This is a genomic window from Mesorhizobium sp. M0938, assembly GCF_040319125.1.
GTDB classification, from domain to species: domain Bacteria; phylum Pseudomonadota; class Alphaproteobacteria; order Rhizobiales; family Rhizobiaceae; genus Mesorhizobium; species Mesorhizobium robiniae.
The window spans coordinates 149,462-175,400 of sequence record NZ_JAMYNS010000014.1 but is presented as its reverse complement, the minus strand read 5'-3'; the positions used below and the strand labels follow the sequence as shown (position 1 = coordinate 175,400).

Here is a 25,939-nt window from a genome sequence, read left to right as displayed (position 1 = left end):
ACTCGCTACTCACTAACCTTTAATCGCCTCGACCAATGTCGTGCCGAGCCTTGCCGGCGACGGCGAAACCTTGATCCCGGCCGATTCCATCGCCGCGATCTTGTCCTCGGCGCCGCCCTTGCCGCCGGAGATAACGGCGCCCGCATGGCCCATGGTGCGGCCGGCCGGGGCCGTGCGCCCGGCGATGAAACCAGCCATCGGCTTCTTGCGGCCACGCTTGGCTTCGTCCTTGAGGAACTGCGCGGCGTCTTCCTCTGCCGAGCCGCCGATCTCGCCAATCATGATGATCGACTGGGTCTCGTCGTCGGCGAGGAACATTTCCAGCACGTCGATGAACTCCGTGCCTTTGACGGGGTCGCCACCGATGCCGACGGCGGTGGTTTGGCCGAGGCCGACATTGGTGGTCTGGAACACTGCCTCATAGGTAAGCGTTCCCGAGCGGGAAACAACGCCGACCGAGCCCTTGCGGAAGATGTTGCCGGGCATGATGCCGATCTTGCATTCATTGGGGGTCAGCACGCCCGGACAGTTGGGGCCGATCAGCCGCGATGTCGAACGGTCGAGCCGCGCCTTGACCTTGATCATGTCGATCACCGGGATGCCCTCGGTGATGCAGATGATCAGCGGGATCTCGGCTTCAATCGCTTCCAGGATCGCCTCGGCGGCGCCAGCCGGCGGCACATAGACGACGGATGCATTGGCGCCGGTCGTTGCCTTGCCTTCGGCAACGGTGGAAAAGATCGGCAGCGTCTCGCCCTTGGCGCCGCTCCACGTCTCGCCGCCCTTCTTGGGGTGGATACCGCCGACCATTTTGGTCCCGTGATAGGCCAGCGCCTGCTCCGTATGGAACGTGCCGGTCTTGCCGGTCAGGCCCTGCACGAGGACCTTGGTGTTCTTGTCGACGAGAATGGACATGGTGGCCCTTTTACAAACCGTTGATCGAGGAAGGCTGCGCGGTCATCGTCAGGTCAGAGACGCTTGAGATCGGCGACGGTGAGGTCGCTTTTGGCGTTGCCAGTGTTGAGCGTCGTCGCCGGCTCGAACATCAGCACCACCGGCTCCTTGCTCAGCGAGCGTGGCCGGTGCTCGACGGACCGCGGTACGACGATGAACTCGCCGCTGCCAAGCTCCACCGTACCGTCGCGGAAATCGATGGCGATGCGGCCGCGCAGCACGAGGAACGCTTCGTCCTCGTTGTCATGCGCGTGCCAGTCGAAGACATCGCCGAACTTGGCGATCTTGACCTGACTGTCGTTCACGTCGCCGGCAATATGCGGATCGAAGACCTTCTTGATCTTCGCGTCCGCCGCCTCGACGAGGTTTATCTTGCGCGGAGGCATCTTCTATCGACCTTTAGCCACTTGCGGATTCAGGGTGGGCATTGCGTTTCTCCCGTGAACGACAGCGCCGACCGATCGGCCCTTGGCCTCATGCGTCGGGATTGATGGCCCGAGACGAGCGATAGCGCTGCGACGATCATTGCGGACCAGCCAGATGGTTGGGAGCAGTGACATAGAGCCGAAATTCTCCGCTGAATTCCTCATTCACCCGTGGCTTGCCGATGACCATGACAAGACGGCAATTCGCAAGCTTGTAGTCGGAAGCCAGGCATTCCTCACTAGTAGCGAAGCCATGCAGATAGAACTTACTCGCCGCGCCGACCTCCTTCTCCACTTCGACAAGACTTTGCGATTGAACGAAGCTGTCGAATTCCGACATGTGAGCCGTTTCGCCAGAAACTACGCAAAGATTCATAGGCTTATTTCGGTCTGGATCGGCAGGACTCAAGACAACAAATGGGACAGTGAAAGGTGTGGATGAGGCGCGATCAAACGTTTTCCTGTTATGACCATGGGAGCGCATCGAAAGCCCGTTCTCAAGAGCCAACAATTCGCTTTTTGCCAAATCTCCATCGGACGCAACGCATACTTTCTTATAAAGGACAAAAGCATCTGAAATCACTTCGGCATGCGATGGAACGGCCAGACAGCCAAATCCGATTGCACACAGAAGCCGGAGCGAAATCATCGACCGCCTCACCCCTTCACCGCCGTCACGATTTTCTTGGCCGCGTCGTCGAGATCGTCGGCCGAGACGACGTTGAGCCCACTGTCGTTGATGATCTTCTTGCCGAGCTCGGCATTGGTGCCTTCCAGGCGGACCACCAGCGGCACTTTCAGGCCGACTTCCTTGACCGCCGCGATGACGCCTTCGGCGATGATATCGCACTTCATGATGCCGCCGAAGATGTTGATCAGGATGCCCTTGACCGCCGGATCCTTGGTGATGATCTTGAATGCCGCCGTCACCTTCTCCTTCGACGCGCCGCCGCCGACATCGAGGAAGTTGGCGGGTTCGGCGCCATAGAGCTTGATGATGTCCATCGTCGCCATGGCGAGGCCGGCGCCATTGACCATGCAGCCGATATTGCCGTCGAGCGCGACATAGGCGAGGTCGTATTTCGACGCCTCGATCTCCTTTTCGTCCTCTTCGGTGATGTCGCGCAGCTCCATCACGTCGGGATGGCGGAACAGCGCGTTGTTGTCGAACGACACCTTGGCGTCGAGCACGCGCAGCCGGCCGTTCTTCATGACGATCAGCGGGTTGACCTCGAGCAGGCTCATGTCCTTTTCGACGAAGGCCTTGTAGAGGATCGGGAACAGCGTCTCGCTGTCCTTGGCGGCGTCGCCGTCGAGCCTCAGCGCACCGTTGAGTTCTTTCAAATCATCCGCCGTCACGCCCTTTTCCGGGTCGATGGCGACGGTGATGATCTTTTCCGGCGTGTCATGGGCGACCGCCTCGATGTCCATGCCGCCTTCGGTCGAAACGACGAAGGCGATGCGGCCGACCGAGCGGTCGACCAGCAGCGACAGATAGAGCTCGCGGTCGATGTCGGCGCCGTCCTCGATGTACAGGCGGTTGACCTGCTTGCCCGCCGGGCCGGTCTGCTTGGTGACCAGCGTGTGGCCGAGCATCTCCTTGGCGTTGGCGACGACGTCGGCCACCGACTTCGCCAGCCGAACGCCACCCTTGGCGTCGGGGCCAAGCTCCTTGAACTTGCCCTTGCCGCGGCCGCCGGCATGGATCTGGCTCTTCACCACATAGAGCGGGCCGGGCAGCGCCTTGGCGGCGGCTTCCGCCTCGCTTGCCTCGAACACCGGCACGCCTTCGGCCACCGGTGCGCCAAAGCCCTTCAGCAGCGCCTTGCCCTGATATTCATGGATGTTCATGCTAGATATCTCCGGGTTACCTGGCGGCGGGTCACTTGGCTGCGAGATGCGGAGCGATCTTGACGCAGGCCTCGCACAGGCCCTGCACCGCCGCCACCGAACTGTCGAACATCTTCTGCTCGGGCTTGCTGAGCTCGATCTCGATGATGCGCTCGACGCCGCCGGCGCCGATCACCACCGGCACGCCGACATAGGTGTTCTTGACGCCATACTGGCCGGAGAGATGCGCGGCACAGGGCAGCACGCGCTTCTTGTCCTTGAGATAGGCTTCGGCCATCGAGATCGCCGAGGCGGCCGGTGCGTAGAAGGCCGAACCGGTCTTCAGCAGGCCGACGATCTCGGCGCCGCCGTCGCGGGTGCGCTGCACGATCTGGTCGAGCTTTTCCTTCGAGGTCCAGCCCATCTTGATGAGATCGGGCAGCGGGATGCCGGCGACCGTCGAATAGCGGATCATCGGCACCATGGAATCGCCATGACCGCCGAGCACGAAGGCGGTGACATCCTCGACCGACACCTTGAATTCTTCGGCCAGGAAATAGCGGAAGCGTGAACTGTCCAGCACACCGGCCATGCCGACGACATGGCTCTTCGGCAATCCGGAGAACTTCTGCAGCGCCCAGACCATTGCGTCGAGCGGGTTCGTGATGCAGATGACGAAGGCTTTCGGCGCGTATTTCTTGAGACCCGCGCCAACCTGCTCCATGACCTTCAGGTTGATGCCGAGAAGGTCGTCGCGGCTCATGCCCGGCTTGCGCGGCACGCCGGCGGTGACGATGCAGACGTCGGCGCCCTCGATGCCGGCATAATCGTTGACGCCGGTCAGCCTGGAGTCGAACCCATCGACCGGCGACGACTGCGCAATATCCAGGCCCTTGCCTTGCGGGATGCCCTCGGCGATATCGAACAGCACAACGTCGCCGAGATCCTTGAGGCCGATCATGTGGGCGAGGGTGCCGCCGATCATGCCCGAGCCGATAAGCGCTATCTTGTTGCGTGCCATGTCAGGATGTTTTCCCTTTAGACTGTGACGGCGCCCAAATCCTGAACGAATTGGATGACGGCGTCGAGGAAGGAGGCCGAATGCTGCGGGAAGCCGCGGGATTTCGCCGCACCCAATAGCCCCGGCGCGAAGGAAATTCAAACGATTATTTTGAGGTGAATGATTTCAATCGGTTAGAAACAACGGGAATTACGTAAGCGTCAAAAGAATTAAGCCGACTTGGGAAATCTACACAATGAAGATGGAAATAAGAAGGCTGCTTCCGGGCGATGACGCCCTTGTGATGCGGGTCGCCGAGGATGTGTTCGACGAAGCTGTGAGGCCTGATCGCCTTGCCGCCTACCTCACCTCACCAGGTCATTTCATGATCGTGGCGCTCGCCGACGGTGTGGTCGTCGGCCAGTGCGCTGCCGTGATCCACTGCCATCCGGACAAGGTGAGCGAACTCTATATCGATGAGGTCGGCGTGGCGCCGGCCTTCCAGCGTCGGGGCATCGCGACAAGAATGCTTGACGCCATGTTTGCGCTTGGCCGCGAGCATGGCTGCGAGGAGGCCTGGGTCGGCACCGAGCCGGACAATGTTGCGGCCCGCGCGCTATACGAGACGCGGAAGGAGCCGCATGGGCCGGCGGAGGATTTCGTCATGTATGTATATCGACTCTAGGCCTGAGCTTGTTGCGCTTCCGGCGACGGCGGCTGCGCACTCTGCCGTTTCGCCCAGTCTTCCAGCCATTCGTGGCTCTGCATCTCGATCAGCCGCGAAGCCGTGCGCTCGAATTCGAAGACCTCGATGCCGCGCTTCGCCGTATAAAGTTCAGCCGGCGCCGCGGCCGCGCTGACAACCAGCCGCACATGATGGTCGTAGAGCGTATCGATCAGCAGGATAAAGCGCTTGGCCTCGTTGCGGCTGCCTTCGCCAAGCACCGGCACATGATCGATGAAGATGGTCGTGAAGCGGCCGACAATTGCCAGAAAATCGCGGGCGCCGAGCGGCTTTTCGCAGAGATCGGCAAAGGAAAACCGCGCCGCTTCGCCGGCGGCGCACGGCACTACGATCTGTCGGCCCTTCACCGTCAGCATCGCCTCGGCCGTCGGCCTGCCATGCGTCATCACATCCCAGGCCTCGTCGAGGACAGCATCGGCGGCGGCATCGGCGGGGGTGACATAGACTGGCAGGCGGTTGAGCTTTTCCAGCCGGTAGTCCTTGTCGGCGTCGAGCGCCAGCACATGGGCGTGCCGTTCCAATATGCCGATGAAGGGCAGGAAAAGCTGGCGGTTCAGCCCGTCGCGGTAAAGATCCTCCGGCGCGACATTGGATGTGGCGACCAGCACGACGCCATTGGCAAACAGCGCCGAGAACAGCCGGGACAGGATCATCGCATCGGCGATATCGGTGACGGAAAACTCGTCGAAACACAGCACCCAGGCTTCTTCGGCCAGCGCGCGGGCCACCGGCGCGATCGGGTCGTCTTCCCTGACGGTGCCATTCTTGCGCTCCAGCCGATGCTTCTGGATGCGGTCCTGCACACCGGCCATGAAGTCGTTGAAATGCACACGGCGCTTGCGTCTGACCGGCACCAACTCGAAGAACATGTCCATCAGCATGGTCTTGCCGCGGCCGACGCCGCCATGGATGTAGAGGCCCTTGACGGCCTCGCGCGTCTCGCGCTTGCGGGCGAACAGCCAGCCCAGTGCGCTCGATTTGTGCGCCAGCCGCTTTGCCGAAATCTCGTCAATCAGCCGGTCGAGTGCTGCGACGATCCCCTCCTGCGCCGGATCGCGCTCGATCAGGCCTGACGCAACCATATGGTCGTAGCGCTGCCGGACGGTCGCATGGGTCTGAAGGCCGTCACGCAGATGCATCGGTCACGTCGATCTGAAATATGATCCCGAAAAGTTGCAGACTTTTCGGACAAGGTCATACGCAAAAAAAGACTTGGAGCAGGATGACCGACTCAATTTGAATTCATCCTGCTCTAGAGCAATTCCAAGAAAAGTGCGTAGCGGTTTTCTCTAGGAATTGCGTAAACAAAAGAGAGCAATTCCAAGGAAAGGCCGGGTCAGCCTCTGGTAAGCGAGATCGGCAGACCGTTGGAAGTCTGGCCGTCGAATTTCTCTCCGCCCGAGGAATAGAGCCGTGCCAGCGTGCCGCCATTCTCGTCGTAAAGCGTCAGCTGCTTGCCGGCGACGTTCCACGATTTGATGCCGTCGATCGGCGCCGGGCAATGCAGCGGCCCGGCCCGGTAGCCGGCGCCGAACTTGGTCTGTGGCGTCGCCACCTGGCAGCTCTGGCCGGACACGCTCGCCTTCCACACGCCGGCGACGCTGCCTGCGGTAAGATCCGGGGCTCCGGCCGGAGCCGTCCCGTCCGGCGGTAGCGAGGCGACCTGGGGATTTTGCGTGCCCTGCGGCGCCGCCGGAAATTTCGACGGGTCGGCCGTGCCGGGCGAAGCCGGCGGCGGCAGCTGATTTGCCGTCACCTTGCCGGAGGGCGCGGCTTGCAGCGGCGCCGGCTGCTCCTGGTCCATCGGCGAGAACCGTGACGTTGAACAGCCGCTCGCAACGAGCGCGGCAAGTGATACGGCCAACAGACCGGTTTTCGAAAAATCCATTTCAAACCTCCGTCGGACCCGGCTGGAGCTGCCGTCCGCACAATATCTCCTTCACCAAGATGGAGAAGGTGGCAGAATTTCAACCCGATATGGTTAAAATACCATTTGTGGCAGCATCTGTTGCATCTTTACCACAAAATGCATGCCGCCTAAAAGCCTGTCCTTGGGGCCCGATCCGAGGCCTCGCAGCGGTTTTGCCTGACAGGCATGCCCTCGGCATTCGGCCGCCAAATCCTTGCGCCAGCGGGCTTCGGTCCTATCTCTGATGAAACCAAATCCTGCCGGAGGCGAAATCTTGGCTGCGAGAAAAAGAGCCGCCAATCGCTACTACAGCGGCCCACCCAGCGATCATTTCGATGGAACCTTGTTCTTCAATCCCAACGGCAAGCTGCCTGCCCGTTTTTCCGATCTCTTGAAGTGGCAGCTGAGCGGCGAACGCTCGAAATGGCCGGCGGTGAATCCAAGTCCGTTTCACCAGGCCACACCAGCGGAGCGGATCGACGGCTCCGGGCTGAGGCTGACCATGATCGGCCATTCCTCGCTGCTGATCCAGACAGCCGGCTTGAACATCCTCACCGACCCGGTCTGGTCGCGGCGCGTTTCGCCGCTCTCCTTTGCCGGGCCGAAACGGGTCAATCTGCCGGGGATCGCATTTTCCAATCTGCCGCCGATCGACCTCGTATTGGTCAGTCACAACCACTACGACCATCTCGACCTCGCCACGCTGAAGCGGCTGAAGACAAAACATGATCCGCTGGTGCTGACGCCGCTCGGCAACGACGCCATCATCGAAGCCGGCGTTCCCGGCATGCGGCTCTCCGTGCACGATTGGGGCGAGCAGGTCGACATCGGCAAGGATCTCGCCGTCCATGTCGAGCCGGTGCATCACTGGTCGGCGCGCGGCGCTCGCGACCGACGCATGGCGCTGTGGGCGGGTTTTGTGGTCGAGACGCCGGGCGGAAAAGTCTATTTCGCCGGCGACACCGGTTTCCACGATGGCATCAACTACCGGCTGATGGCCGAAAGGCACGGGGGCTTCCGCCTCGCCATCCTGCCGATCGGCGCCTACGAGCCGCGTTGGTTCATGGCGCCACACCACCAGAACCCGGAGGAGGCGGTGCAAGGCATGCTTTTGTGCAACGCCGCCTATGCTGCCGGCTGCCACTGGGGCACGTTCCGGCTCACCAACGAGCCGATCGACGAGCCGGCCAGAAAGCTTGCCGAGGCCCTGGATGACCAAGGCGTCCCGCGCGAACGCTTTCGCGCCTTGCGTCCCGGCGAGGTCTGGGACGTGCCGACGGCCTAGGCAAGGCGACCCAGCTTCGCGGTGCAGGGGAACCCAAGCCATCGCAGACGCGTTTGTAGGCAGTTCCACAACCGTCGGCTGCGAGGTTTTTTCTCATGATCAAATGGATCATCATTCTTCTGATCATCGCGGCCGCGGCAAGCTTGCTCGGCATGCCGGCATTGGCCGGAGCCGCCGCCACCGGCGCCCGTATCCTTATCGGCATTGTGCTGATCATCTTCCTGCTGGTCGTGCTTGGCGTCTTCGCGGTGACGTAGACGCATCGGCCCGAAAATCGGAATCGATTTTCGGAAAGCACGATGCGCGGGTTCAAAGTGTCAGAGCGTACTTTGTGCGTCCAAGTGGACGCACGTCGCTCTGACGCGCGCACACTGGTAATTTCGGCCGGTATCCGCCATATAGGCGCCAAACCGGCATGAGACTTTTCGATCCATGGCAAGCACTACCCCCTTCGCCAAGATGAACGGCATCGGCAACGAGATCATCGTTGCCGACATGCGCGGTCGCGCCGATCGGGTCACGCCGGCTGCCGCTCTTGCGCTCAATGCCGTTGCTGCGACGAAATTCGACCAGATCATGGCGATCCACGACGCCAGGACGCCGGGCACCGCCTATTTCATCGACATCTTGAATTCCGACGGAACCGGCGCGCAGGCCTGCGGCAACGGCATGCGCTGCGTGGTGCAGGCACTTGCCGCCGAGACCGGCCAGAAGACATTCGCCTTCGAGACCGTCGCCGGCATCCTCAACGCCGAGGAACATGCCGACGGGCTGATCTCGGTCGACATGGGCAGACCGCGCTTTGACTGGCAGGATATTCCACTGGCCGAGGAATTCCGCGACACCCGCATGATCGAGCTGCAGATCGGCCCGATCGACGTGCCTGAGCTGCACTCGCCCTCGGTCGTCTCGATGGGCAATCCGCACGCCATCTTTTGGGTCGACCGCGACGTCTGGTCTTACGAGCTCGACCGTTTCGGTCCACTGCTCGAAAGTCACCCGATCTTTCCCGAACGCGCCAACATCACCATTGCACGGGTGACCTCGCCCGAAACGATGGTCATCCGCACCTGGGAACGCGGCGCCGGCCTGACCAAGGCCTGCGGCTCGGCCGCTTGCGCCGCCGTGGTCGCTGCCGCTCGCACCAAGCGGACCGGACGCAGCGTCTCCTTGGTGACGCCCGGCGGCGGCTCCCTGCATGTCGAATGGCGCGGAGACGACCACGTCGTCCTCACCGGTGCCGCCGAATGGGAATTTTCCGGCAGCTTCGATCCGTCGACCGGCGTGTGGGCCCGCGACACCGAAAGCGCCGCCTGATGCCGGCTCTTCCCAAGGGTCCCGTTCTTTCCGGGGATCCCCTTCTCTCCAAAGGACCCTTTCTCTCCAAGGGACCCGTTCTCTCCAGGGGACCCGTTCTCTCCAGGGGAATTGACGTCGTCACCTTCGGTTGCCGGCTGAACACCTACGAATCCGAGGTGATGCGGCGCGAGGCGGAAAGTGCCGGCCTTGGCGCGCTGGAAGGCGGCGCCATCATCTTCAACACCTGCGCCGTCACCGGCGAGGCGGTGCGCCAGGCAAAGCAGTCGATCCGCAAGGCCCGCCGCGAGAACCCGGCCGCCCGCATCATCGTCACCGGCTGCGCCGCGCAGACCGAGCCGCAGAATTTCGTCGCCATGGACGAGGTCGATCTCGTCCTCGGCAATGAAGAGAAGCTGAAGGCGCATTCCTATCGCGCGCTGCCAGATTTCGGCGTCAACGACACCGAAAAGGCCCGCGTCAACGATATTTTTTCGGTACGCGAGACGGCCGGCCACATGGTCGACGCCATCGAAGGCCGGGCGCGGGCCTTCGTCCAGGTGCAGAATGGCTGCGACCATCGCTGTACCTTCTGCATCATCCCCTACGGCCGCGGCAATTCGCGCTCGGTGCCGATGGGTGCCGTGGTCGAGCAGGTCAAGCGGCTGAGCGGCAATGGTTATGCCGAGATCGTGCTGACCGGCGTCGACATGACCAGCTTCGGCGCCGACCTGCCGGGCAGCCCGAAACTCGGCAAATTGGTCAAGACAATCCTGAAGCAAGTGCCTGACGTGAAACGCCTGCGCCTCTCCTCGATCGATTCGATCGAGGCCGACGACGATCTGCTCGACGCCATCGCCACCGAACCCCGGCTGATGCCGCATCTGCATCTGTCCCTGCAGGCGGGCGACGACATGATCCTGAAGCGCATGAAGCGCCGACACAACCGGGATCAGTCGATCCGTTTTTGCGAGGATTTGCGCAAATTGCGTCCCGGCATCGTCTTTGGCGCCGACATCATCGCCGGCTTCCCGACCGAGACGGACGCCATGTTTGAAAAATCGCTGGAGATCGTCGAGGAATGCGGCCTGACGCATCTCCACGTTTTTCCGTTTTCACCGCGCGAAGGCACCCCCGCGGCGCGCATGCCGCAGCTTCGCCGCGAGGTGGTCAAGCAGCGTGCTGCACGGCTGCGCGCCGCCGGTGACGCCGCCTATGTCAGCCACCTTTCCTCGCTCGCCGGAACGCGCCAGTCGATCCTGGTCGAGCGCGACGGGCTCGGCCGCACCGAAGGCTTTACGCTTACAACGGTGTCCGCCGGCGCGCCGGGCGAAATCGTCGACGCTGATATCACCGGCCATGACGGCGCGCGCCTGATCGCGGCGCCGCTCGCCGCCCGCGCCGCCTGAGACGCAAAACATGGCTGGTTTTTTCAAGAAGATATTTTCGTTCGGCAAGAAGGAAGTGGTCGAAGAGCGGATCGACGAGTCAGCACCGCTGCCGCCGATCAAATGGGATGCGCTGGAGGCGCTGAAACCGGCGGCCGAACAGGCCGTTCCGGAATTTCTGAAACGCGAAGAGCCTCGGCGCGAGGCAGAAGCCGCGCCTCCGCCGCCGGTCGAGGCGGAAGCGCCGCCCGCGCCGCAGCCGGCGCCTGTCGAAGAGGCCGAGCCCGCACCGACCATTCGGCTCGAGCCAGAGATCCAGCCGGAACCAGCACCGATCGAGGAGCCGGAGACGCCTGTTGGGGAGCCGGCGCCAGAGCCTGAAATCCAGCCGGAGCCTGCTCCGGTCGAGGAGTTGCAGCCGCCGGAACCGGAGCCGGAAGCGCCTGCTGAACAGCTAACGCCCGAGGAAATCCCGGCCGCTCCTGCACCAGAGCCGCAGCCCCCAGAAATCGCGCCGTCCCAGCCGGAAAAACGGCCTGAGCCGGCGCCCGTCGAAATGCCGGCACCGCCCGCCAAAGCCCCCTCAACGGCGCCCGAGCCGGAGGCACCGCCAGCCGAAATCCCGCCCCCCATTCGCCAGCCGGCGCCGGTCGAGGCGAAGCCGATCCTTGCTGAGATCGCACCGGAGCCCGCGGTCATTCCGCAACCGCCGCCGGAGCCAAAGCCCGCCCCCGGCAAGGTGACCGTAACCAAGAAGGTCGAGCAGAAAGCCGAGCCGCAGAAGGCGCCGGAACCGGCACCGAAGCGCTCGTGGTTCCAGCGCATGAAGGAGGGGCTTGCCCGCTCTTCCCGGGAACTGTCCGGCAACATCGCCGGCGTCTTCACCAAGCGCAAGCTCGACGAGGACACGCTGCAGGATCTGGAGGACGTGCTGATCCGCGCCGATCTCGGCATGGAGACGGCCTTGCGCGTCACCGATACGCTGGCCGCCAGCCGCTACGGCAAGGACGTCTCCGAGACGGAAGTCCGCGCCATCATGGCGGCCGAGGTGGAGAAGGTGCTGACCCACGTCGCCATGCCGCTGGAGCTTGACCTCAGCCACAAGCCGCATGTCATCCTTGTCGTTGGCGTCAACGGCACCGGCAAGACCACGACCATCGGCAAGCTGGCGGCAAAGCTGACCGACGGCGGCCTGTCGGTGATGCTCGCCGCCGGCGACACGTTCCGCGCCGCGGCAATAGAGCAGTTGAAAATCTGGGGCGAGCGCACCAAATCGCCGGTCATCGCCTCCAAACTCGGCGCCGATGCGGCGGGTCTTGCCTACGACGCGTTCGAACAGGCCAAGCAGGCCGGCTCCGACGTGCTGATCATCGACACCGCCGGGCGGCTGCAGAACAAGACCGAGTTGATGGCGGAACTGGAAAAGATCGTCCGGGTGCTGGGCAAGCTCGATCCGGAGGCGCCACACACCGTGCTGCAGACGGTCGACGCCACCACCGGCCAGAACGCGCTCAACCAGGTCGAGATCTTCCGCAATGTCGCCGGCGTCAACGGCCTGGTAATGACCAAGCTGGACGGCACGGCACGCGGCGGTATTCTGGTGGCGATCGCGGCAAAGCACAAATTGCCGGTCTATTTCATCGGCGTCGGCGAACAGGTCGACGACCTCGAACCTTTCTCCGCAAGCGAGTTCGCCAGGGCGATCGCTGGCGTGGCGTAACAGGCATGATCCCAAAAAGTCTGCGACTTTTTGAACAGAATCATGCGCAAGAAGGAAGCCTATGAACCCGCCCATCCTCGAACGCGACCCATCCGACCCGCAGAAACAGAAGAAGGAAGGCGTCAATCCGCTGCTCAAGCTGGTGCTGGAGCTCGGCCCGCTAATGGTGTTCTTCTTCGCCAACGCGCGCGGCGCATGGCTGTCGCAGAAATTTCCGGCCCTTGCCGAACTCGGCGGACCGATCTTCGTCGCCACCGGCCTGTTCATGGCGGCGACCGCGATCGCGCTGATCGCTTCCTGGCTGCTCACCCGCACCTTGCCGATCATGCCGATGGTATCGGGCGTCGTCGTGTTCGTCTTCGGCGCGCTGACGCTCTATCTGCAGGACGACATCTTCATCAAGATGAAACCGACCATCGTCAACATGCTGTTCGGCGGCGTGCTGCTCGGCGGCCTGTTCTTCGGCAAGTCGCTGCTCGGCTACGTCTTCGATTCGGCCTTCAGCCTCGATGCCGAGGGCTGGAAGAAACTCACCTTCCGCTGGGGCCTGTTTTTCCTGTTTCTGGCCCTTGTCAACGAAGTGGTCTGGCGGAATTTTTCCACCGACGCATGGGTTACCTTCAAGGTTTGGGGCATCATGCCGATCACGCTTCTTTTCACCTTCAGCCAGATGCCGCTGATCATGCGCCATTCGCTTGAAGGCAAGACCGGAAAAGAAGAGAAGGCCGGCAAGTAACAGGTAAGGAGAGGGTATGGAATTCGTCACCACGAGCGAAGAGCTGAGAACGATCTACAAGACGCCTCGGCCGACCGACGGCTCGATCCGCAAGGAACTGAAGGCTCTGGATGGTCACAGCCGTTCCTTCATCGGCAAAAGCCCCTTCGTGCTGATCGGCTCCTCCGACGGCGCCGGCAATGCCGATGTGACGCCGAAGGGCGACAGGCCGGGCTTTACCGCAGTGCTTGACGAGAGGACCATCGCCATTCCCGACCGGCCTGGCAACAACCGGCTCGACACGCTGGAGAACATTCTTGTCAACCCATCGGTCGGGCTGCTCTTCCTCATTCCAGGTATGAACGAGACGCTGCGCGTCAACGGCGATGCACGCATCACCGTCGATGCGGCCTTACGCGAGCGGCTCGCCGTTGACGGCAAGGAACCGCAAAGCATCGTCCTGGTGACGGTCAAGGCCGCCTACATGCATTGCGCCAAGGCTTTCATGCGCTCCGATCTGTGGAAGCCGGAAACCTGGTATGACCGGGCGACGCTGCCGACGCTCGGCCAGATCCTGCGCGACCAGCTGGCGCTCGCCGATTCGGCCGAGGCAACCGACCGCTGGCTGGACGACGAATACAAACACACCATGTGGTAGGCTTTTTCGGAGATGATCCGTCCGAAACACCTCTCGGCCCTCGCCACCTGCTGACCGGCCGCGCCGCAACCATCAAAGGTCGCGGCGAAATTCCTTCAACGTTTGCCGCGCATCGTCTCGACATCGGTCTCGCCGACGAACCAGTCGCGCGCAGCGACCTCCTCGAAAACCACCCAGACATCGTTGCTGGCCAGGCCGGTGGCGCCGGTGATGGCGGCCGTCACCTGGGCAGCGATCGCGGCTTTCTTGCCGGCCGGGTCATCGGCAATCACCTCCTTGACCAGGCGGATGTTCACGAATGGCATGGTGCCCTCCCTAAGATATGCTTGGCGGCCGCTCAAAATGTCTTTGCGCCGTTGACCATCAGCCGGACCATGTAGAGCGAGGTCGTGCCGGCGATATAGAGGCAGTTCAGCTTGTTGCCACCGAACACGCAATTGGCGACGACTTCCGGCACCTTGATCTTGCCGATCAGCGTCCTGTCCGGATCGTAGCAATGGATGCCGTCGGCCGCACTCGTCCAGATGCGCCCTTGGTCGTCGAGCCTGAAACCATCGAACAGGCCGGCCGTGCAGTCGGCGAAGACCTTTCCGCCGGAGACCTTCTTGCCACCATCGTCGACATTGAACACCCGCATATGCGCCGGATTTTGCGCGCCATGCGTGCGGCCGGTATCGACGACATAGAGCTTGCTCTCGTCGAGCGAGAAGGCGAGCCCGTTGGGCCTGACCATGTCGGTGATGACAGCTTCGATCTCGCCGGTACCGGGATCGGCCCGGTAGACATGGCAAGCGCCGATCTCGCTCTCGGCCTTGTCGCCCTCATAATCCGTGTCGATGCCGTAGGTCGGGTCGGTGAACCAGATCGACCCGTCGGACTTGACCACCGCATCGTTGGGCGAGTTTAGCCGCTTGCCGCGCCATTTGTCGGCGATGGTGGTGATCGAGCCGTCATGCTCGGTGCGGCTGACACGGCGGCCGGAATGTTCGCAGGTGACCAGCCGGCCCTGCCGGTCGACGGTATTGCCGTTGGAATTGCCCGACGGTTGCCGGAACACGCTGACGCTGCCGTCGGTCTCGTCGTAGCGCAGCATGCGGTTGTTCGGGATGTCGGACCAGACCACATAGCGGCCGGCCGCGAACCAGGCCGGCCCTTCCGCCCACCGGCATCCGGTGAACAGCTTTTCCACCTGCGCATTGCCGTTGAACAGCCGAGCAAAACGCGGATCGAGAATCTCGTAGTCTTCGGCGGCCATGGTTTTCCTCCCAGTCATGCAAATCGGTGCCGGCGCGATCAAGCCAGCCTGCGATCGATATGGCAAGATCGACGACGATCGCTTCACCTGCATCTTGAGGCGAACGCCGCATGGCCACAGCAGGTCACGCGCCGTTAACCGGCTATGCGTCCAGTGCAATGCTGCATTGCAACATCTTCTTTTTGCAACGCACCATAACTATGTCATGTTCCGTATCGCAAGGGAGGAACAACCTGCCGCAACAATGCGGCGCAGAAGGAACCTTGCTATGATCCTCGACAGCCTCGTGAGCCGCGCTCGCACCAGCATCGCCAAGCGCCGGCAATACAACCGCCTCGTCGCCGAAATCGACTCCTTTTCCAGCCGCGATCTCGCCGACATGCGCGCCGACCGCAGCGAAATGCTGTACCAGGTCCACAAGCAGATCTACGGCTGAGGCGAACGCATGATCCGAGCCGAAGGTCAGCGCAGCAAAAAGTTGCAGGCTTTTCGGACGAGAACATGCGCAACCATAACTGTTTGATCGGTTTAGCCGATCCATTCGATCCAGCGGCCGTGGTAATCGCAATGGGCCAGGCGGCGCGTCTCGCCGTTCGGCCATAGAGTAAGGCTGAGTACCGCCCAACTGTTTGTGGGATCGCGTGGCTCCATCCGCAGCCTTGCGATAGGCGCAGCGGCCGTGGCCTGTCGGCCCACCTGCGCCAGGGTGGCGGTGACGGCATCCTTGGTCGCCCGTGGCAAGTACTGCCACATGATCGAATGATAGAGCACGAAGGCGCGGCCCTGCTGCCGCGCGGCCAGTGCCTTCTCGACAAAATCCGCCGCATCCGCTTTGACAAGTATTGGTGAAAACTTTTCGGCAAGTGACAGCGCGGCGTCGAGCCGGGCCAGCCGCGCAGCCTGGTCGGCCCAGACGTAAGACCGAAGCCGTAGCCGAGCCGCTGCGTCGGCTAGATCGACCGGCGCGATGTCGCAGCCGGCGCGACGGCGGACGTCGATCGCGCCACCAAGCGGAACGAGACCGCGCACCTCCGGCGCCAAGCGAACGGGAGAGGCCGGGTCGCCCCACTCGGCATCGCCGTAGCGGTAGTGAAAGCTGTCGAACAGGAGATTGAGCCCGGCGCTGGCGCCGATCTCGCACAGATCCAGCGGCAGGCCGGTTTCCCGCGCGATCGTCAGAAATCCAGGCAGCAGCATCGCCGACCGGGCGACTTCATTGGTCTGCGGCGCGCCGGCGAGGCCAGCGACGATCCGCTCGTCGGATTGCGCAATTGCTTCCGGCAGCACCGCCGCGATCTCGGATTCGCTTTTTTGGTTGGGCGGGTAGATCAGTGCCAGTCGCTCATTGGCACCCGTCAGGACCAACGCATGCAACGCGCCGCAGAGCCGCAATGAGAGGGCGTCGGCGCGCGCGTCGCCCGGCCAGCCGAGTACCGCCTGCCCGGTCCTGGTGTTTGCGTCGAGAACTTTGGCCAGCGCACGGCATAATTTCGCGGTGAACGGCGAGCCAAGCCTGTCGCAGGCTTCCGCCTGGGCCAGAAAATGATCGCGCATGTCTCGTTCGTCCATCGCGTTTCCGGTGCCTCAGCCCGGCGCGGCCAGCGCCTTCTCGATCTCCGGCAAAAGCAGCGTTTGTGCCGAGCCTGGCGTCAGCGGGCCAACATGCTTGTAGGCGATCTTGCCGTCCTTGCCGATGACGAAGGTCTCCGGCACGCCGTAGACGCCCCAGTCGATCGCGGCGCGCCCCGCCGCGTCGACGCCGATCGCCTGGAACGGGTTGCCGAGATCGCCAAGGAACCGTCGGGCGTTTTCCGGCTGGTCCTTGTAGTTGAGCGCGGCGATGACGAAGCGCTTGTCCTGCGACAGCGCCAGCAGCACCGGATGTTCGTCACGGCACGGCCCGCACCAGGACGCGAAGACGTTGACCAGCGTGACCTTGCCGGCGAACTGCTTGGAATCGAGCCCCGGCAAATTCATGCCCTCCAGCGCCGGCAGATTGGTCTGCGGCGCCGGCAGGCCGATCAGCGCCGATGGCACCTCCGACGTGTCACGGCCGGACAATAGCTGCGTCAGGAACAGCCCGGCCAGCCCGAGGAAAATCAGCAGCGGCAAAAGCACGATCAGGCGCCGCCCGCGCGCCGGCGTTTTGGCCTCCATGCTCATGGCTTGGCTGCCTTGTCGGAGCGACGCCGCACGCCGGACGCTTCCAGCTCGGCGAGATCTCGTCTGCGTGCCCGCTGGTCGAGAAGGATCCAGCCGATCAGCCCGACCAGAACCACGGCCGTGATGGCATAGGCGGCGGTCACATAAAGCGCATGCGCGCTCATATGGATCGCTCCGCCGGCGCAAAAGCTTTCAGCCGGACCATTTCGCTTCGTTCGAACATGCCTTTCCTTAACCTTGCGCTATCGGCTTCGCAATCGACAGCAGCAGCGCCGCGGCCTTTGACGTCAGGCGGCCATCTAATTTAGTCAGCCCCATGACGCAGCGCCAGCGCTGCTGCAACCGGCCCCAGCACGGCAAGAAACAAGGTCAGCGCGGCGAGAATGAGGAAAGGCTGCAGGAACGGATCGGGGTCCGCCACCGCGCCATAGCTTGCCGAGACGCCAAAGATCAGCACCGGAATGGTTAGCGGCAGCACCAGCACCGAGATCAGCAGCCCGCCGCGCGGCAGCGCCACCGCCACCGCCGCACCGGCAGCGCCGATGAAGGTGATCGCCGGCGTGCCGACCAGAAGGGTCAGCGCCGTGGCGCCGATGCCGATCGGCTCCATATTCATGAACAGGCCGAGCAAAGGTGCCGCGATGACCAACGGCAGCACGCTTCCCGCCCAATGTGCCAGGCATTTCGTCAGCACGGTCAGCGCCAGCATGTGCCTGTTATCGCCGAGCACCAGCAGATCGAGCGAGCCGTCTTCCCGGTCGGCCTGGAACAATCGGTCGAGGCCGAGCAGGCAAGCGAGTAAGGCGCCGATCCACAGGATCGCCGGGCCGATGCGGGCGAGCAGGCTGAGATCCGGCCCGACGCCGAATGGGATCGTCGCGATCACCGCGAGAAAGAAGATCACGCCGGTCAGCGCCCCGCCGCCGGCACGGATACTGAGGCGAATATCACGCAGGAAGAGGGCTAGCATGGGCTGAGATGCCTTTGCCCAGGGGCGCGAAGGAATGCCAACATCAGCCGGTCATCCTCAATTCCTGCGCTCCCTCGATCCCCAATGGCAGATGCGTCGCCGCAATGACGATGCCACCCTCTTCGAGATGCTTCCGCATCAGCACCGCGAATCGCCCTTCCGAAGCCTTGTCCAGCCCGGCCGTCGGCTCGTCGAGCAGCCACAATGGCCGCCGGCTGACCAGCAGTTTTGCGATCGCCGCGCGCCGCCTCTGCCCGGTCGAGAGATAGCCGAACGGCAGATGGCCGATACCATCAAGCCCGACCGTTTCCAGCGCCTCTTCAGCGCTCAAGAAATCCGCGCCCGAAAAATCGCGCCAGAAGCGCAGATTTTCCAACACGGTCAACGCCGTCTTCATCGCGTTCTGGTGGCCGAGATAGTGGCAGGCCGAGGCAACCGACGGAAAATCCTCGCCGCCTTCGATATGCACACGACCGGCCGCCACCGGCAGCAACCCGGCAACGACCCTGAGCAGCGTCGATTTCCCGGCGCCGTTCGGCCCGGTGACGATAAGCGCCTGGCCTTTCTCGAGAGCAAAGTCGATGCCGGAAAAGACCGTCTCGCCGCCGCGTTCGCCGCCCAGATTTTCGGCGATCAGCCGCATTCGTTCCCCTTCGCCGAAAGTCCTGACGCGGCTTCGGTGCGCCGCAACAAAAATGGCGATTCCGTGTCTAGAACTATTCTAGGAAATTCTCTATATGCGGGTCATCCGTGCCAGCGGTCGGCGCGGGAACAGAATTAGCGCCGAACCAGCGCACGCGCCGCCTTGAACGGCTCGGGTTGGCTGGGAACGGACAGCGGAAATGGCCGTACCCGCACCTTTGCGCGTGATTGCATGCCATCGGCGTCCGTTCCCTTTCAGGCTGAACAGACAAGGACGGATCGCACGTGTCAAAATCCCTCGATAGTTTCAATTGCCGCCGCACGCTGACCGCAGGCGGCGCCGACTATGTCTATTACGATCTCATTGAGGCCGAGAAGAACGGCCTCACCGGCATCGCCCAGTTGCCCTATTCGATGAAGGTGCTGCTGGAGAACCTGCTGCGCAACGAAGACGGCCGTTCCGTCACCAAGGAGAGCATCCAGGCTGTCGCCGGCTGGCTGACCGACCGGGGCACCGCCGGCGTCGAGATCGCCTATCGTCCGGCTCGCGTGCTGATGCAGGATTTCACCGGCGTTCCGGCCGTGGTCGACCTTGCCGCCATGCGCGACGCCATGGCTTCGCTCGGCGGCGATCCGCAAAAGATCAATCCGCTGGTGCCGGTCGATCTGGTCATCGACCACTCGGTCATCGTCGATGAATTCGGCACGCCGCTGGCTTTCGCCAGGAATGTCGAGCTTGAGTACGAGCGCAACGAAGAGCGCTACAAATTCCTGAAATGGGGCCAGCAGGCCTTCCGCAACTTCCGCGTCGTGCCGCCCGGCACCGGCATCTGCCACCAGGTCAATCTCGAATATCTCGGCCAGGTCGTGTGGACCAACACTGAAGATGGCGAAACCACCGCCTATCCCGACACCTGCGTCGGCACCGATTCGCATACCACCATGATCAACGGCCTTGGCGTGCTCGGCTGGGGCGTCGGCGGCATCGAGGCCGAGGCCGCCATGCTCGGCCAGCCTGTCTCCATGCTGTTGCCCGAAGTCATCGGCTTCCGCCTCACGGGCAGGCTCCGGGAAGGCGTCACCGCCACCGACCTGGTGCTCACCGTCACCCAGATGCTGCGCAAGAAGGGCGTCGTCGGCAAGTTCGTCGAATTCTTCGGTCCGGGTCTGTCCAACATGACGCTGGCCGACCGCGCCACCATCGGCAACATGGCGCCCGAATATGGCGCCACCTGCGGCTTCTTCCCGGTCGACGGCGAAACCATCCGCTACCTCACCATGTCCGGCCGCGAGGAAAGCCGCATCGCGCTGGTCGAGGCATACGCTAAGGCGCAAGGCATGTGGCGCGATACCAGCTCGGCCGACCCGGTCTTCACCGATCTGCTCGAGCTAGATCTCGGCGACGTCGTGCCGTCGATGGCCGGCCCCAAGCGTCCGGAAGGCCGCGTAGCACTGGAAGGCATTCCGGCCGGGTTCGCCAAGGCGATGGAGACCGAGTACAAGAAGGCTGCCGAAATCGACAAGCGCTACGCCGTCGAAGGCACCAATCATGATCTCGGCCATGGCGATGTCGTCATCGCCGCCATCACCTCCTGCACCAACACCTCGAACCCGAGCGTGCTGATCGGCGCCGGGCTGCTGGCGCGCAACGCCAACCGGCTCGGGCTCAAGCAGAAGCCGTGGGTCAAGACATCGCTGGCGCCGGGCAGCCAGGTCGTCGCCGAATATCTGGAAAAATCCGGCCTGCAGAAGGAGCTCGACCAGATCGGCTTCAATCTGGTCGGCTTCGGCTGCACCACCTGCATCGGCAATTCCGGCCCGCTGCCGACGCCGATCTCCAAGACCATTAACGACAAGGGTCTGATTGCTGCCGCGGTCTTGTCCGGCAACCGCAATTTCGAAGGCCGCGTCTCGCCCGACGTGCAGGCGAACTACCTCGCTTCGCCGCCGCTGGTCGTCGCCCACGCGCTGGCCGGGACCGTGACCAAGGACCTGACGTCAGAGCCGCTCGGCGAGGACCGTAACGGCAACCCGGTCTACCTCAAGGATATCTGGCCGAGCTCGGTCGAGATCCAGGAGTTCATCGAGAAGAACGTGACGCGCGAACTGTTCGCCCGCAAATATGCCGACGTCTTCAAGGGCGACGAGTACTGGCAGAACGTCAAGGCGCCGGAAGGCCAGACCTATGCCTGGGACGACAATTCGACCTATGTGCAGAACCCGCCCTATTTCGCCGGCATGACATCAGGCTTCGGCACAATCGGCGACATCAGGGGCGCCCGCGTGCTCGGCCTGTTCGGCGACAAGATCACCACCGACCACATCTCGCCGGCCGGCTCGATCAAGGCGGCCTCGCCTGCCGGCAAATATCTCACCGACCACGGCGTCGGCGTCGCCGATTTCAACCAGTACGGCACGCGGCGCGGCAATCATGAGGTGATGATGCGCGGCACCTTCGCCAACATCCGCATTCGCAACCACATGCTGGGCGAGAACGGCCGCGAGGGCGGCTACACCATCCACTATCCCTCCAAGGAAGAGACATCGATCTACGATGCCGCCATGGAGTACAAGAAGGAAGGCGTGCCGCTGGTCATCTTCGCCGGTGTCGAATACGGCAACGGCTCGTCGCGCGACTGGGCGGCCAAGGGCACCAACCTCTTGGGCGTTCGCGCCGTCATCGCCCAGTCCTTCGAGCGCATCCACCGCTCGAACCTGGTCGGTATGGGTGTCATCCCCTTCGTCTTCGAGGAAGGCACCTCGTGGGCCTCGCTCAACCTCAAGGGCGACGAACTGGTCGAGATCGACGGGCTGAGCGCCATTAAGCCGCGCCAGAAAATGACCGCCAAAATCACTTATGGCGACGGCACGGTGAAGGAAGTTCCGATCATCTGCCGCATCGATACGCTGGACGAACTCGACTACTTCAAGAACGGCGGCATCCTGCAATACGTGCTGCGCGATCTGGCTGCTTAAAGCAGCAAGGGAATAGGGCTTAGGCAGTAGGGATAGGCTATTGCCTACTGCCTACTGCCTTCCCAAACCGCGCCGTCGCCGCCAGCAGCACGCCGAGCATCAGTCCGTTGAGGATGTGCCACAGGAAATGCGTGCCGAGCGGAAAGCTGCCGCAGACCAGCGGATCGATCATCCGGCAGATGACCGACACGACGAAGACCGCCGAGCCCGCCAGATTGTACCAGCCGGCGCGATTGCCGCTCGCCGCCACCAAGGCGCCGAAGAAGGCGAGCGCCAGGAAGGGCGCCAGATAGCCGGTGGTGCCGTTCGACGCTTGGCGCAGCCAGTCCGGCACGGCCCAGGTCAATAACCCGGCAACGGCATAGAAGGCGACGAAGACGGCGATCGCCTTGCCCCATTTCATGCCGAGGAAGCGACGCAGGTTGAACAGCGTGTAGGCCAGCGTGAAGCCGGCGATCGGCAGGATGTCGGCCCAGATCGTGGCGTGGTTGGCGAAGGTGTGGAACAGCGCCGAGCCGATGCCGATCGCCACCACCCACCAGGCCAGCGCTTCGGCAAAGATGCCGGTGCCGCGCCGGCGCACCTCCCGGACACCCCACAGCCCGGCGGCAAGAAAAGCCAGATTTGTCAGTGCGTTGACCGGTTCGGCCCAGAGCTCCGGCCCGACCCGCTCGCAATAGAGGTCGACCGGCGTCAGAAGAGTTTGCCACATGCTGATTGTTGCCCGAATCGGTTTCTACCCTGAAGTGTAGCTCCTGCTGTTGCGCTCGTGCAGTCAATTGCGACGATAAAATTTCACCGCAACGTGACTTCCCGTTGACTGCTGCTTCTGCCACATATTTCGCCAATCAGAACAAGGCCGGCATCACCGGCGGGAGTCGAAACGGGCCATGACATCTCGAAGACCATTGCGGCTTGCGGCATTTGCGCTGGCCCTCTCGGTGTTTGCCGGTAATGCGCTTGCCGACGAAGCCGACGGCCCCCAGACCGATAAATCCTCGACCGGACAAACGTTGGGCGTGGTCGAGCTCTTCACCAGCCAAGGCTGCAATTCCTGCCTGCCGGCCGATGAATTCTTCGCCGAACTTGCCGCCAGGGAAAACATCGTCGCGCTCGCCTACCATGTCGACTACTGGGATTATCTCGGTTGGAAGGACACGCTGAGCCGCAAGGAGAACACCGAACGGCAATACGAGTATATGCGCACCTTCGGCAGCCGCTCGGTTTATACGCCGCAGGCCGTCATCAATGGCCGCAGCCATGTCAACGGCGCCAGCCGCAAGGAAGTCGACGGCGCGCTCGCCCGCATGGAGAAATCAGGCGGAGGGATGCGGGTCAGCATCAAGGTCAGCCGGACCAGCGACCGCGTCATCATCGACGCCGGCGATGCCGGGGGCGGCCCCAGCGATGCCCATGTCGTCATCGTCTATTTCGACCCGCCGCAGACGATCAAGATCGGCAAGGGCGAAAACACCGGCCGCAGCATGACCTACTGGAACGCCGTCTCCGGCATCCAGACTGCCGGTATGTGGCAGGGCAAGGCGCAGCGCTACGAATTGCCGATGAGCGTGATTTCCAAGAAAGGCGGCTGCGCCGTGCTGCTGCAATCGGTGGGCAAGGACGGCCTGCCAGGCCCTATTCTGGGCGCCGCCTTGATCCACAAGCCGTAAGCGGGAACCTCTCCTTCTCCCCTTGTGGGACAAGGGAAGCCGCGCATCCCACTCCATCCAGCAATAAAAAACCGGCGTCAGCTTGCTTCTGACGCCGGTCATTTAGGTTTTGGGATCGTCGCACCCGATTTTTCCAAGGAAAAACCGAGGTTGGTTCGATCCGACGCAGACCCGTGGGCGGGGGGCTTGGGGTTTACGAGCCAGTGCCGGACCGAACCGTCTCAGGCAACAGCCGTAAATTCGTCGGACATTGGGGCATGAGCGCGGATAAAAGAAGGCAGAATTGTGGCGAAGCATCACCAATTCCAACGGACGTTTTACAAACGTGACTGGACACTGCGGAAACGGTGCGGGCGCTGCCTTTACCCGGTTGGGCTTGCAATTCCACGGCGAAAGCGCCAACTTTGGCCTGCATAAGATTCATTCGGAGGGATCGAGGCATGACTGATCACGGCAGTGGGACGGAGGATGGGGACGCATCCGCAATACTGATCCCGCTGCATGAGGCAAGACGCGAACGCCTCGACCAGCCGGTGCGGTTCGACCGGCGCGAACTGGACCAGATACTGAGGCTCTACGGACGCATGGTCGCCGCCAATGAATGGCGCGACTACGCCATCGACCATCTCACCGATCGCGCCGTCTTTTCCGTGTTCCGCCGCACCAGTGAGGTGCCGCTATTCCAGATCGTCAAGGATCCGAAGCTGGCGCGCCGGCAAGGCGCATTTGCCGTCATTGCCGCCGGCGGTCGCATCCTCAAGCGCGGCCAGGAACTTGGCCGCGTGCTTGGCGTCTTCGACCGCACGCTGAAGCTGGTCGAGGCTTAACTCTTTATTTATTTACGGAACTTCCGTTCGGGCAGCGATTGCGGATCGGGCGCGATAGACGCGCCACCATTGATCGGCAGCTGCATGAACACCGTGTCCAGCCAGCGTCCGTGCTTATAGCCGGAGCCTTCGAGGCGGCCCGAATGGCGAAAGCCGAGCTTTTCATGTAGCCGCACCGAGGCACTGTCCGGACGGCCGTCGCCGATCACCGCGATGACCTGGCGGAAGCCCGCCGCCTCGGCCGCCTCGATCAGCCCTTGCATCAGCTTGAGCCCGACGCCTTGGCCCTTGGCCTCGGGCGCGACATAGACGGAATCCTCGACGACAAAGCGGTACGCGGGGCGTGGCCGGAAGGCACCGGCATAGGCATAGCCGAGCACGATGCCGTCTTTTTCCGCCACCAGATAGGGAAAGCCGCCCGCTATCAAGCTGTCGAATCGCTGGCCCATCTCGGCGCGGCTTGGCGGCTCCAGCTCGTAGCTCGCCGTGCCGTTTGTCACCGCGTCGGCATAGATGTCGGTGATCCGGTCGAGGTCCGCCGACGCAGCGGCCCGTATGATAATGCTGCTCATAATTTATGCAAATCGTTCATCTGCCTGCTATCACAGCAGAGGCCGGAATAAAAGAAAAGGGCGGCCGTTGGGCCGCCCTTACCAAACTCACTGGTCCACAGAAGCAGGATCGTCTTAGCGGCGGTCGCCCATGAACTGCAGTAGGAACATGAACAGGTTGATGAAGTCGAGATAGAGCGTCAGCGCGCCCATGATCGCCTTGCGGCCGGCAACGTCGGTGGCGTCGCCCTCGAAATACATCTCCTTGATCTTCTGCGTGTCATAGGCGGTGAGACCCGAAAAGATCAGCACGCCGAGCGCCGAAACGGCGAAAGACAGGGCCGACGACTGCAGGAAGATGTTGATCACCATCGCGATGATCAGGCCGAACACGCCCATCACCAGGAACGAGCCGAACGCGGACAGATCGCGCTTGGTCGTGTAGCCGTAAAGCGACAGCGCACCGAAAGCCGCTGCGGTGGCGAAGAAGGTCTGCGAAATGCTGGCGGTCGTGTAGACCAGGAAGATCGACGACAGCGACAGGCCGACCAGGCCGGCATAGACCCAGAACGTCGTCTGCGCGGCAGAAACGCTCATCGACTGGACGCGGAACGACAGGAACAGCACGGCGGCGAGCGGAGCCAGCATTACCACCCAGCGCAGCGGCGACCCGAAGATCGCGTAGCCGAAGGAGGTCAGCATTTCGCCGCTCGGCAGCGTGGCGACCGCCGAAGCCGGATCGGTGGTGGTGGCCAGCATGATCGTGCCGACCGCGGCAAGGCCGGTGATGAGGAGGCCAAGCCCCATCAGATTGTAGACCTTAATCATATAGGCGCGCAGGCCCTGGTCGATGGCAGCATCGACGCCGGCGCCGGGCACGGCGCGCGTCTGATAGTTGCGAAGCGGTTCAGCCATGGAAATCCTCATATTGCTTCTGCCCCGTCCGGTGTCAGGTCCATT

Annotated in this window: 29 protein-coding genes; 12 read left to right on the top strand and 17 right to left on the bottom strand. The window is 62.8% G+C overall.

What is annotated here, in order from left to right; genetic code table 11:
- Nucleotides 1–12: 12 nt before the first annotated feature.
- The 5 genes from sucD to mdh form a co-directional block, all read right to left on the bottom strand.
- A complete protein-coding gene (gene sucD / locus NKH73_RS23570; RefSeq protein ID WP_352936752.1) occupies nt 13–915 on the bottom strand; it encodes a succinate--CoA ligase subunit alpha in 903 nt (300 codons plus the stop codon).
- Nucleotides 916–968: 53 nt separating this feature from the next.
- On the bottom strand, nt 969–1,340 hold the full coding sequence (locus NKH73_RS23565) for a cupin domain-containing protein (protein WP_352936750.1): 372 nt from the start codon (nt 1,338–1,340) through the stop codon (nt 969–971).
- Between the two features lie 136 nt (nt 1,341–1,476).
- On the bottom strand, nt 1,477–2,028 hold the full coding sequence (locus NKH73_RS23560) for a hypothetical protein (RefSeq protein WP_352936748.1): 552 nt from the start codon (nt 2,026–2,028) through the stop codon (nt 1,477–1,479).
- Nucleotides 2,029–2,036: 8 nt separating this feature from the next.
- Complete coding sequence (gene sucC, locus NKH73_RS23555) at nt 2,037–3,230, bottom strand: ADP-forming succinate--CoA ligase subunit beta (RefSeq protein ID WP_352936746.1); 1,194 nt, start codon at nt 3,228–3,230, stop codon at nt 2,037–2,039.
- Between the two features lie 31 nt (nt 3,231–3,261).
- Nucleotides 3,262–4,230 carry a malate dehydrogenase gene (gene mdh, locus NKH73_RS23550; RefSeq protein ID WP_128341085.1) on the bottom strand — a complete coding sequence of 323 codons (969 nt, stop codon included), beginning with the start codon at nt 4,228–4,230 and terminating at the stop codon, nt 3,262–3,264.
- 235 nt (nt 4,231–4,465) lie between these two features.
- Between mdh and NKH73_RS23545 the strand changes: the two genes are divergently transcribed.
- Nucleotides 4,466–4,894: a GNAT family N-acetyltransferase gene (locus NKH73_RS23545; RefSeq protein WP_352936743.1), complete on the top strand. Its 429-nt coding sequence runs from the start codon at nt 4,466–4,468 to the stop codon at nt 4,892–4,894.
- On the opposite strand, the gene zapE is transcribed toward NKH73_RS23545, so the two are convergent.
- Together zapE and NKH73_RS23535 are read right to left on the bottom strand one after the other, a co-directional pair.
- Entirely contained in the window at nt 4,891–6,093 is a 1,203-nt protein-coding gene (zapE, locus tag NKH73_RS23540; RefSeq protein ID WP_352936741.1) for a cell division protein ZapE, read from the bottom strand. The two genes, NKH73_RS23545 and zapE, sit on opposite strands and share 4 nt — an antisense overlap.
- A gap of 197 nt (nt 6,094–6,290) precedes the next feature.
- On the bottom strand, nt 6,291–6,842 hold the full coding sequence (locus tag NKH73_RS23535) for an AprI/Inh family metalloprotease inhibitor (RefSeq protein WP_352936739.1): 552 nt from the start codon (nt 6,840–6,842) through the stop codon (nt 6,291–6,293).
- A 295-nt stretch (nt 6,843–7,137) separates the two neighbouring features.
- Here NKH73_RS23535 and NKH73_RS23530 point away from each other — a divergent pair, with 295 nt between their 5' ends.
- From NKH73_RS23530 to NKH73_RS23500, 7 genes are all read left to right on the top strand, one after another.
- Nucleotides 7,138–8,148: an MBL fold metallo-hydrolase gene (locus NKH73_RS23530; protein WP_502893933.1), complete on the top strand. Its 1,011-nt coding sequence runs from the start codon at nt 7,138–7,140 to the stop codon at nt 8,146–8,148.
- 95 nt (nt 8,149–8,243) lie between these two features.
- The gene (locus NKH73_RS23525; protein ID WP_352936736.1) at nt 8,244–8,405 is read left to right on the top strand and encodes a DUF1328 domain-containing protein; all 162 of its coding nucleotides are present in this window, start codon (nt 8,244–8,246) and stop codon (nt 8,403–8,405) included.
- A gap of 175 nt (nt 8,406–8,580) precedes the next feature.
- Nucleotides 8,581–9,465, top strand: coding sequence for a diaminopimelate epimerase (dapF, locus tag NKH73_RS23520; RefSeq protein WP_352936734.1), 885 nt, complete (start codon nt 8,581–8,583; stop codon nt 9,463–9,465).
- On the top strand, nt 9,462–10,853 hold the full coding sequence (gene mtaB, locus NKH73_RS23515; protein ID WP_502893935.1) for a tRNA (N(6)-L-threonylcarbamoyladenosine(37)-C(2))-methylthiotransferase MtaB: 1,392 nt from the start codon (nt 9,462–9,464) through the stop codon (nt 10,851–10,853). Before dapF ends, mtaB begins: the two co-directional genes overlap by 4 nt.
- A gap of 10 nt (nt 10,854–10,863) precedes the next feature.
- Nucleotides 10,864–12,552, top strand: a complete 1,689-nt coding sequence (gene ftsY, locus NKH73_RS23510; protein WP_352936730.1) for a signal recognition particle-docking protein FtsY — start codon at nt 10,864–10,866, stop codon at nt 12,550–12,552.
- A 61-nt stretch (nt 12,553–12,613) separates the two neighbouring features.
- Nucleotides 12,614–13,288 (top strand): septation protein A, encoded by a 675-nt coding sequence (locus NKH73_RS23505; RefSeq protein WP_352936728.1) that lies wholly within the window; start codon nt 12,614–12,616, stop codon nt 13,286–13,288.
- Between the two features lie 16 nt (nt 13,289–13,304).
- Complete coding sequence (locus NKH73_RS23500; RefSeq protein WP_352936726.1) at nt 13,305–13,925, top strand: pyridoxamine 5'-phosphate oxidase family protein; 621 nt, start codon at nt 13,305–13,307, stop codon at nt 13,923–13,925.
- Nucleotides 13,926–14,020: 95 nt separating this feature from the next.
- On the opposite strand, the gene NKH73_RS23495 is transcribed toward NKH73_RS23500, so the two are convergent.
- Both NKH73_RS23495 and NKH73_RS23490 read right to left on the bottom strand, forming a co-directional pair.
- Entirely contained in the window at nt 14,021–14,230 is a 210-nt protein-coding gene (locus NKH73_RS23495; RefSeq protein WP_352936724.1) for a tautomerase family protein, read from the bottom strand.
- A gap of 32 nt (nt 14,231–14,262) precedes the next feature.
- Nucleotides 14,263–15,180 carry an SMP-30/gluconolactonase/LRE family protein gene (locus tag NKH73_RS23490; RefSeq protein ID WP_352936722.1) on the bottom strand — a complete coding sequence of 306 codons (918 nt, stop codon included), beginning with the start codon at nt 15,178–15,180 and terminating at the stop codon, nt 14,263–14,265.
- 268 nt (nt 15,181–15,448) lie between these two features.
- Between NKH73_RS23490 and NKH73_RS23485 the strand changes: the two genes are divergently transcribed.
- Nucleotides 15,449–15,616: a hypothetical protein gene (locus NKH73_RS23485; protein WP_352936720.1), complete on the top strand. Its 168-nt coding sequence runs from the start codon at nt 15,449–15,451 to the stop codon at nt 15,614–15,616.
- A 92-nt stretch (nt 15,617–15,708) separates the two neighbouring features.
- Here NKH73_RS23485 and NKH73_RS23480 read toward each other — a convergent pair whose 3' ends face one another.
- The 5 genes from NKH73_RS23480 to ccmA all read right to left on the bottom strand — a co-directional run bounded on the left by NKH73_RS23480 (nt 15,709) and on the right by ccmA (nt 18,956).
- On the bottom strand, nt 15,709–16,749 hold the full coding sequence (locus tag NKH73_RS23480) for a DUF2332 domain-containing protein (protein WP_352936718.1): 1,041 nt from the start codon (nt 16,747–16,749) through the stop codon (nt 15,709–15,711).
- Nucleotides 16,750–16,764: 15 nt separating this feature from the next.
- A complete protein-coding gene (locus tag NKH73_RS23475; protein ID WP_292501652.1) occupies nt 16,765–17,343 on the bottom strand; it encodes a DsbE family thiol:disulfide interchange protein in 579 nt (192 codons plus the stop codon).
- Nucleotides 17,340–17,507: a heme exporter protein CcmD gene (gene ccmD / locus NKH73_RS23470; protein ID WP_352936716.1), complete on the bottom strand. Its 168-nt coding sequence runs from the start codon at nt 17,505–17,507 to the stop codon at nt 17,340–17,342. Before ccmD ends, NKH73_RS23475 begins: the two co-directional genes overlap by 4 nt.
- Nucleotides 17,508–17,647: 140 nt before the next feature.
- Nucleotides 17,648–18,313: a heme exporter protein CcmB gene (ccmB, locus tag NKH73_RS23465; protein WP_352936714.1), complete on the bottom strand. Its 666-nt coding sequence runs from the start codon at nt 18,311–18,313 to the stop codon at nt 17,648–17,650.
- A 43-nt stretch (nt 18,314–18,356) separates the two neighbouring features.
- Nucleotides 18,357–18,956 carry a heme ABC exporter ATP-binding protein CcmA gene (gene ccmA / locus NKH73_RS23460; protein ID WP_352936712.1) on the bottom strand — a complete coding sequence of 200 codons (600 nt, stop codon included), beginning with the start codon at nt 18,954–18,956 and terminating at the stop codon, nt 18,357–18,359.
- A 284-nt stretch (nt 18,957–19,240) separates the two neighbouring features.
- On the opposite strand from ccmA, the gene acnA reads away from it, so the two are divergent.
- Complete coding sequence (gene acnA, locus NKH73_RS23455; RefSeq protein ID WP_352936710.1) at nt 19,241–21,931, top strand: aconitate hydratase AcnA; 2,691 nt, start codon at nt 19,241–19,243, stop codon at nt 21,929–21,931.
- A gap of 37 nt (nt 21,932–21,968) precedes the next feature.
- Here the strand turns inward: acnA and NKH73_RS23450 are convergent, their stop codons facing one another.
- A complete protein-coding gene (locus NKH73_RS23450; RefSeq protein WP_352936708.1) occupies nt 21,969–22,643 on the bottom strand; it encodes a ceramidase domain-containing protein in 675 nt (224 codons plus the stop codon).
- 178 nt (nt 22,644–22,821) lie between these two features.
- Here NKH73_RS23450 and NKH73_RS23445 point away from each other — a divergent pair, with 178 nt between their 5' ends.
- Together NKH73_RS23445 and NKH73_RS23440 are read left to right on the top strand one after the other, a co-directional pair.
- Nucleotides 22,822–23,601, top strand: a complete 780-nt coding sequence (locus tag NKH73_RS23445) for a DUF1223 domain-containing protein (RefSeq protein ID WP_352936706.1) — start codon at nt 22,822–22,824, stop codon at nt 23,599–23,601.
- Nucleotides 23,602–24,041: 440 nt separating this feature from the next.
- Nucleotides 24,042–24,428 (top strand): DUF2794 domain-containing protein, encoded by a 387-nt coding sequence (locus tag NKH73_RS23440; protein WP_095484870.1) that lies wholly within the window; start codon nt 24,042–24,044, stop codon nt 24,426–24,428.
- Nucleotides 24,429–24,436: 8 nt separating this feature from the next.
- Here NKH73_RS23440 and NKH73_RS23435 read toward each other — a convergent pair whose 3' ends face one another.
- The gene (locus NKH73_RS23435; protein WP_352936704.1) at nt 24,437–25,000 is read right to left on the bottom strand and encodes a GNAT family N-acetyltransferase; all 564 of its coding nucleotides are present in this window, start codon (nt 24,998–25,000) and stop codon (nt 24,437–24,439) included.
- A 114-nt stretch (nt 25,001–25,114) separates the two neighbouring features.
- Nucleotides 25,115–25,894 (bottom strand): Bax inhibitor-1/YccA family protein, encoded by a 780-nt coding sequence (locus NKH73_RS23430; protein ID WP_352936702.1) that lies wholly within the window; start codon nt 25,892–25,894, stop codon nt 25,115–25,117.
- Nucleotides 25,895–25,939 lie beyond the last annotated feature (45 nt).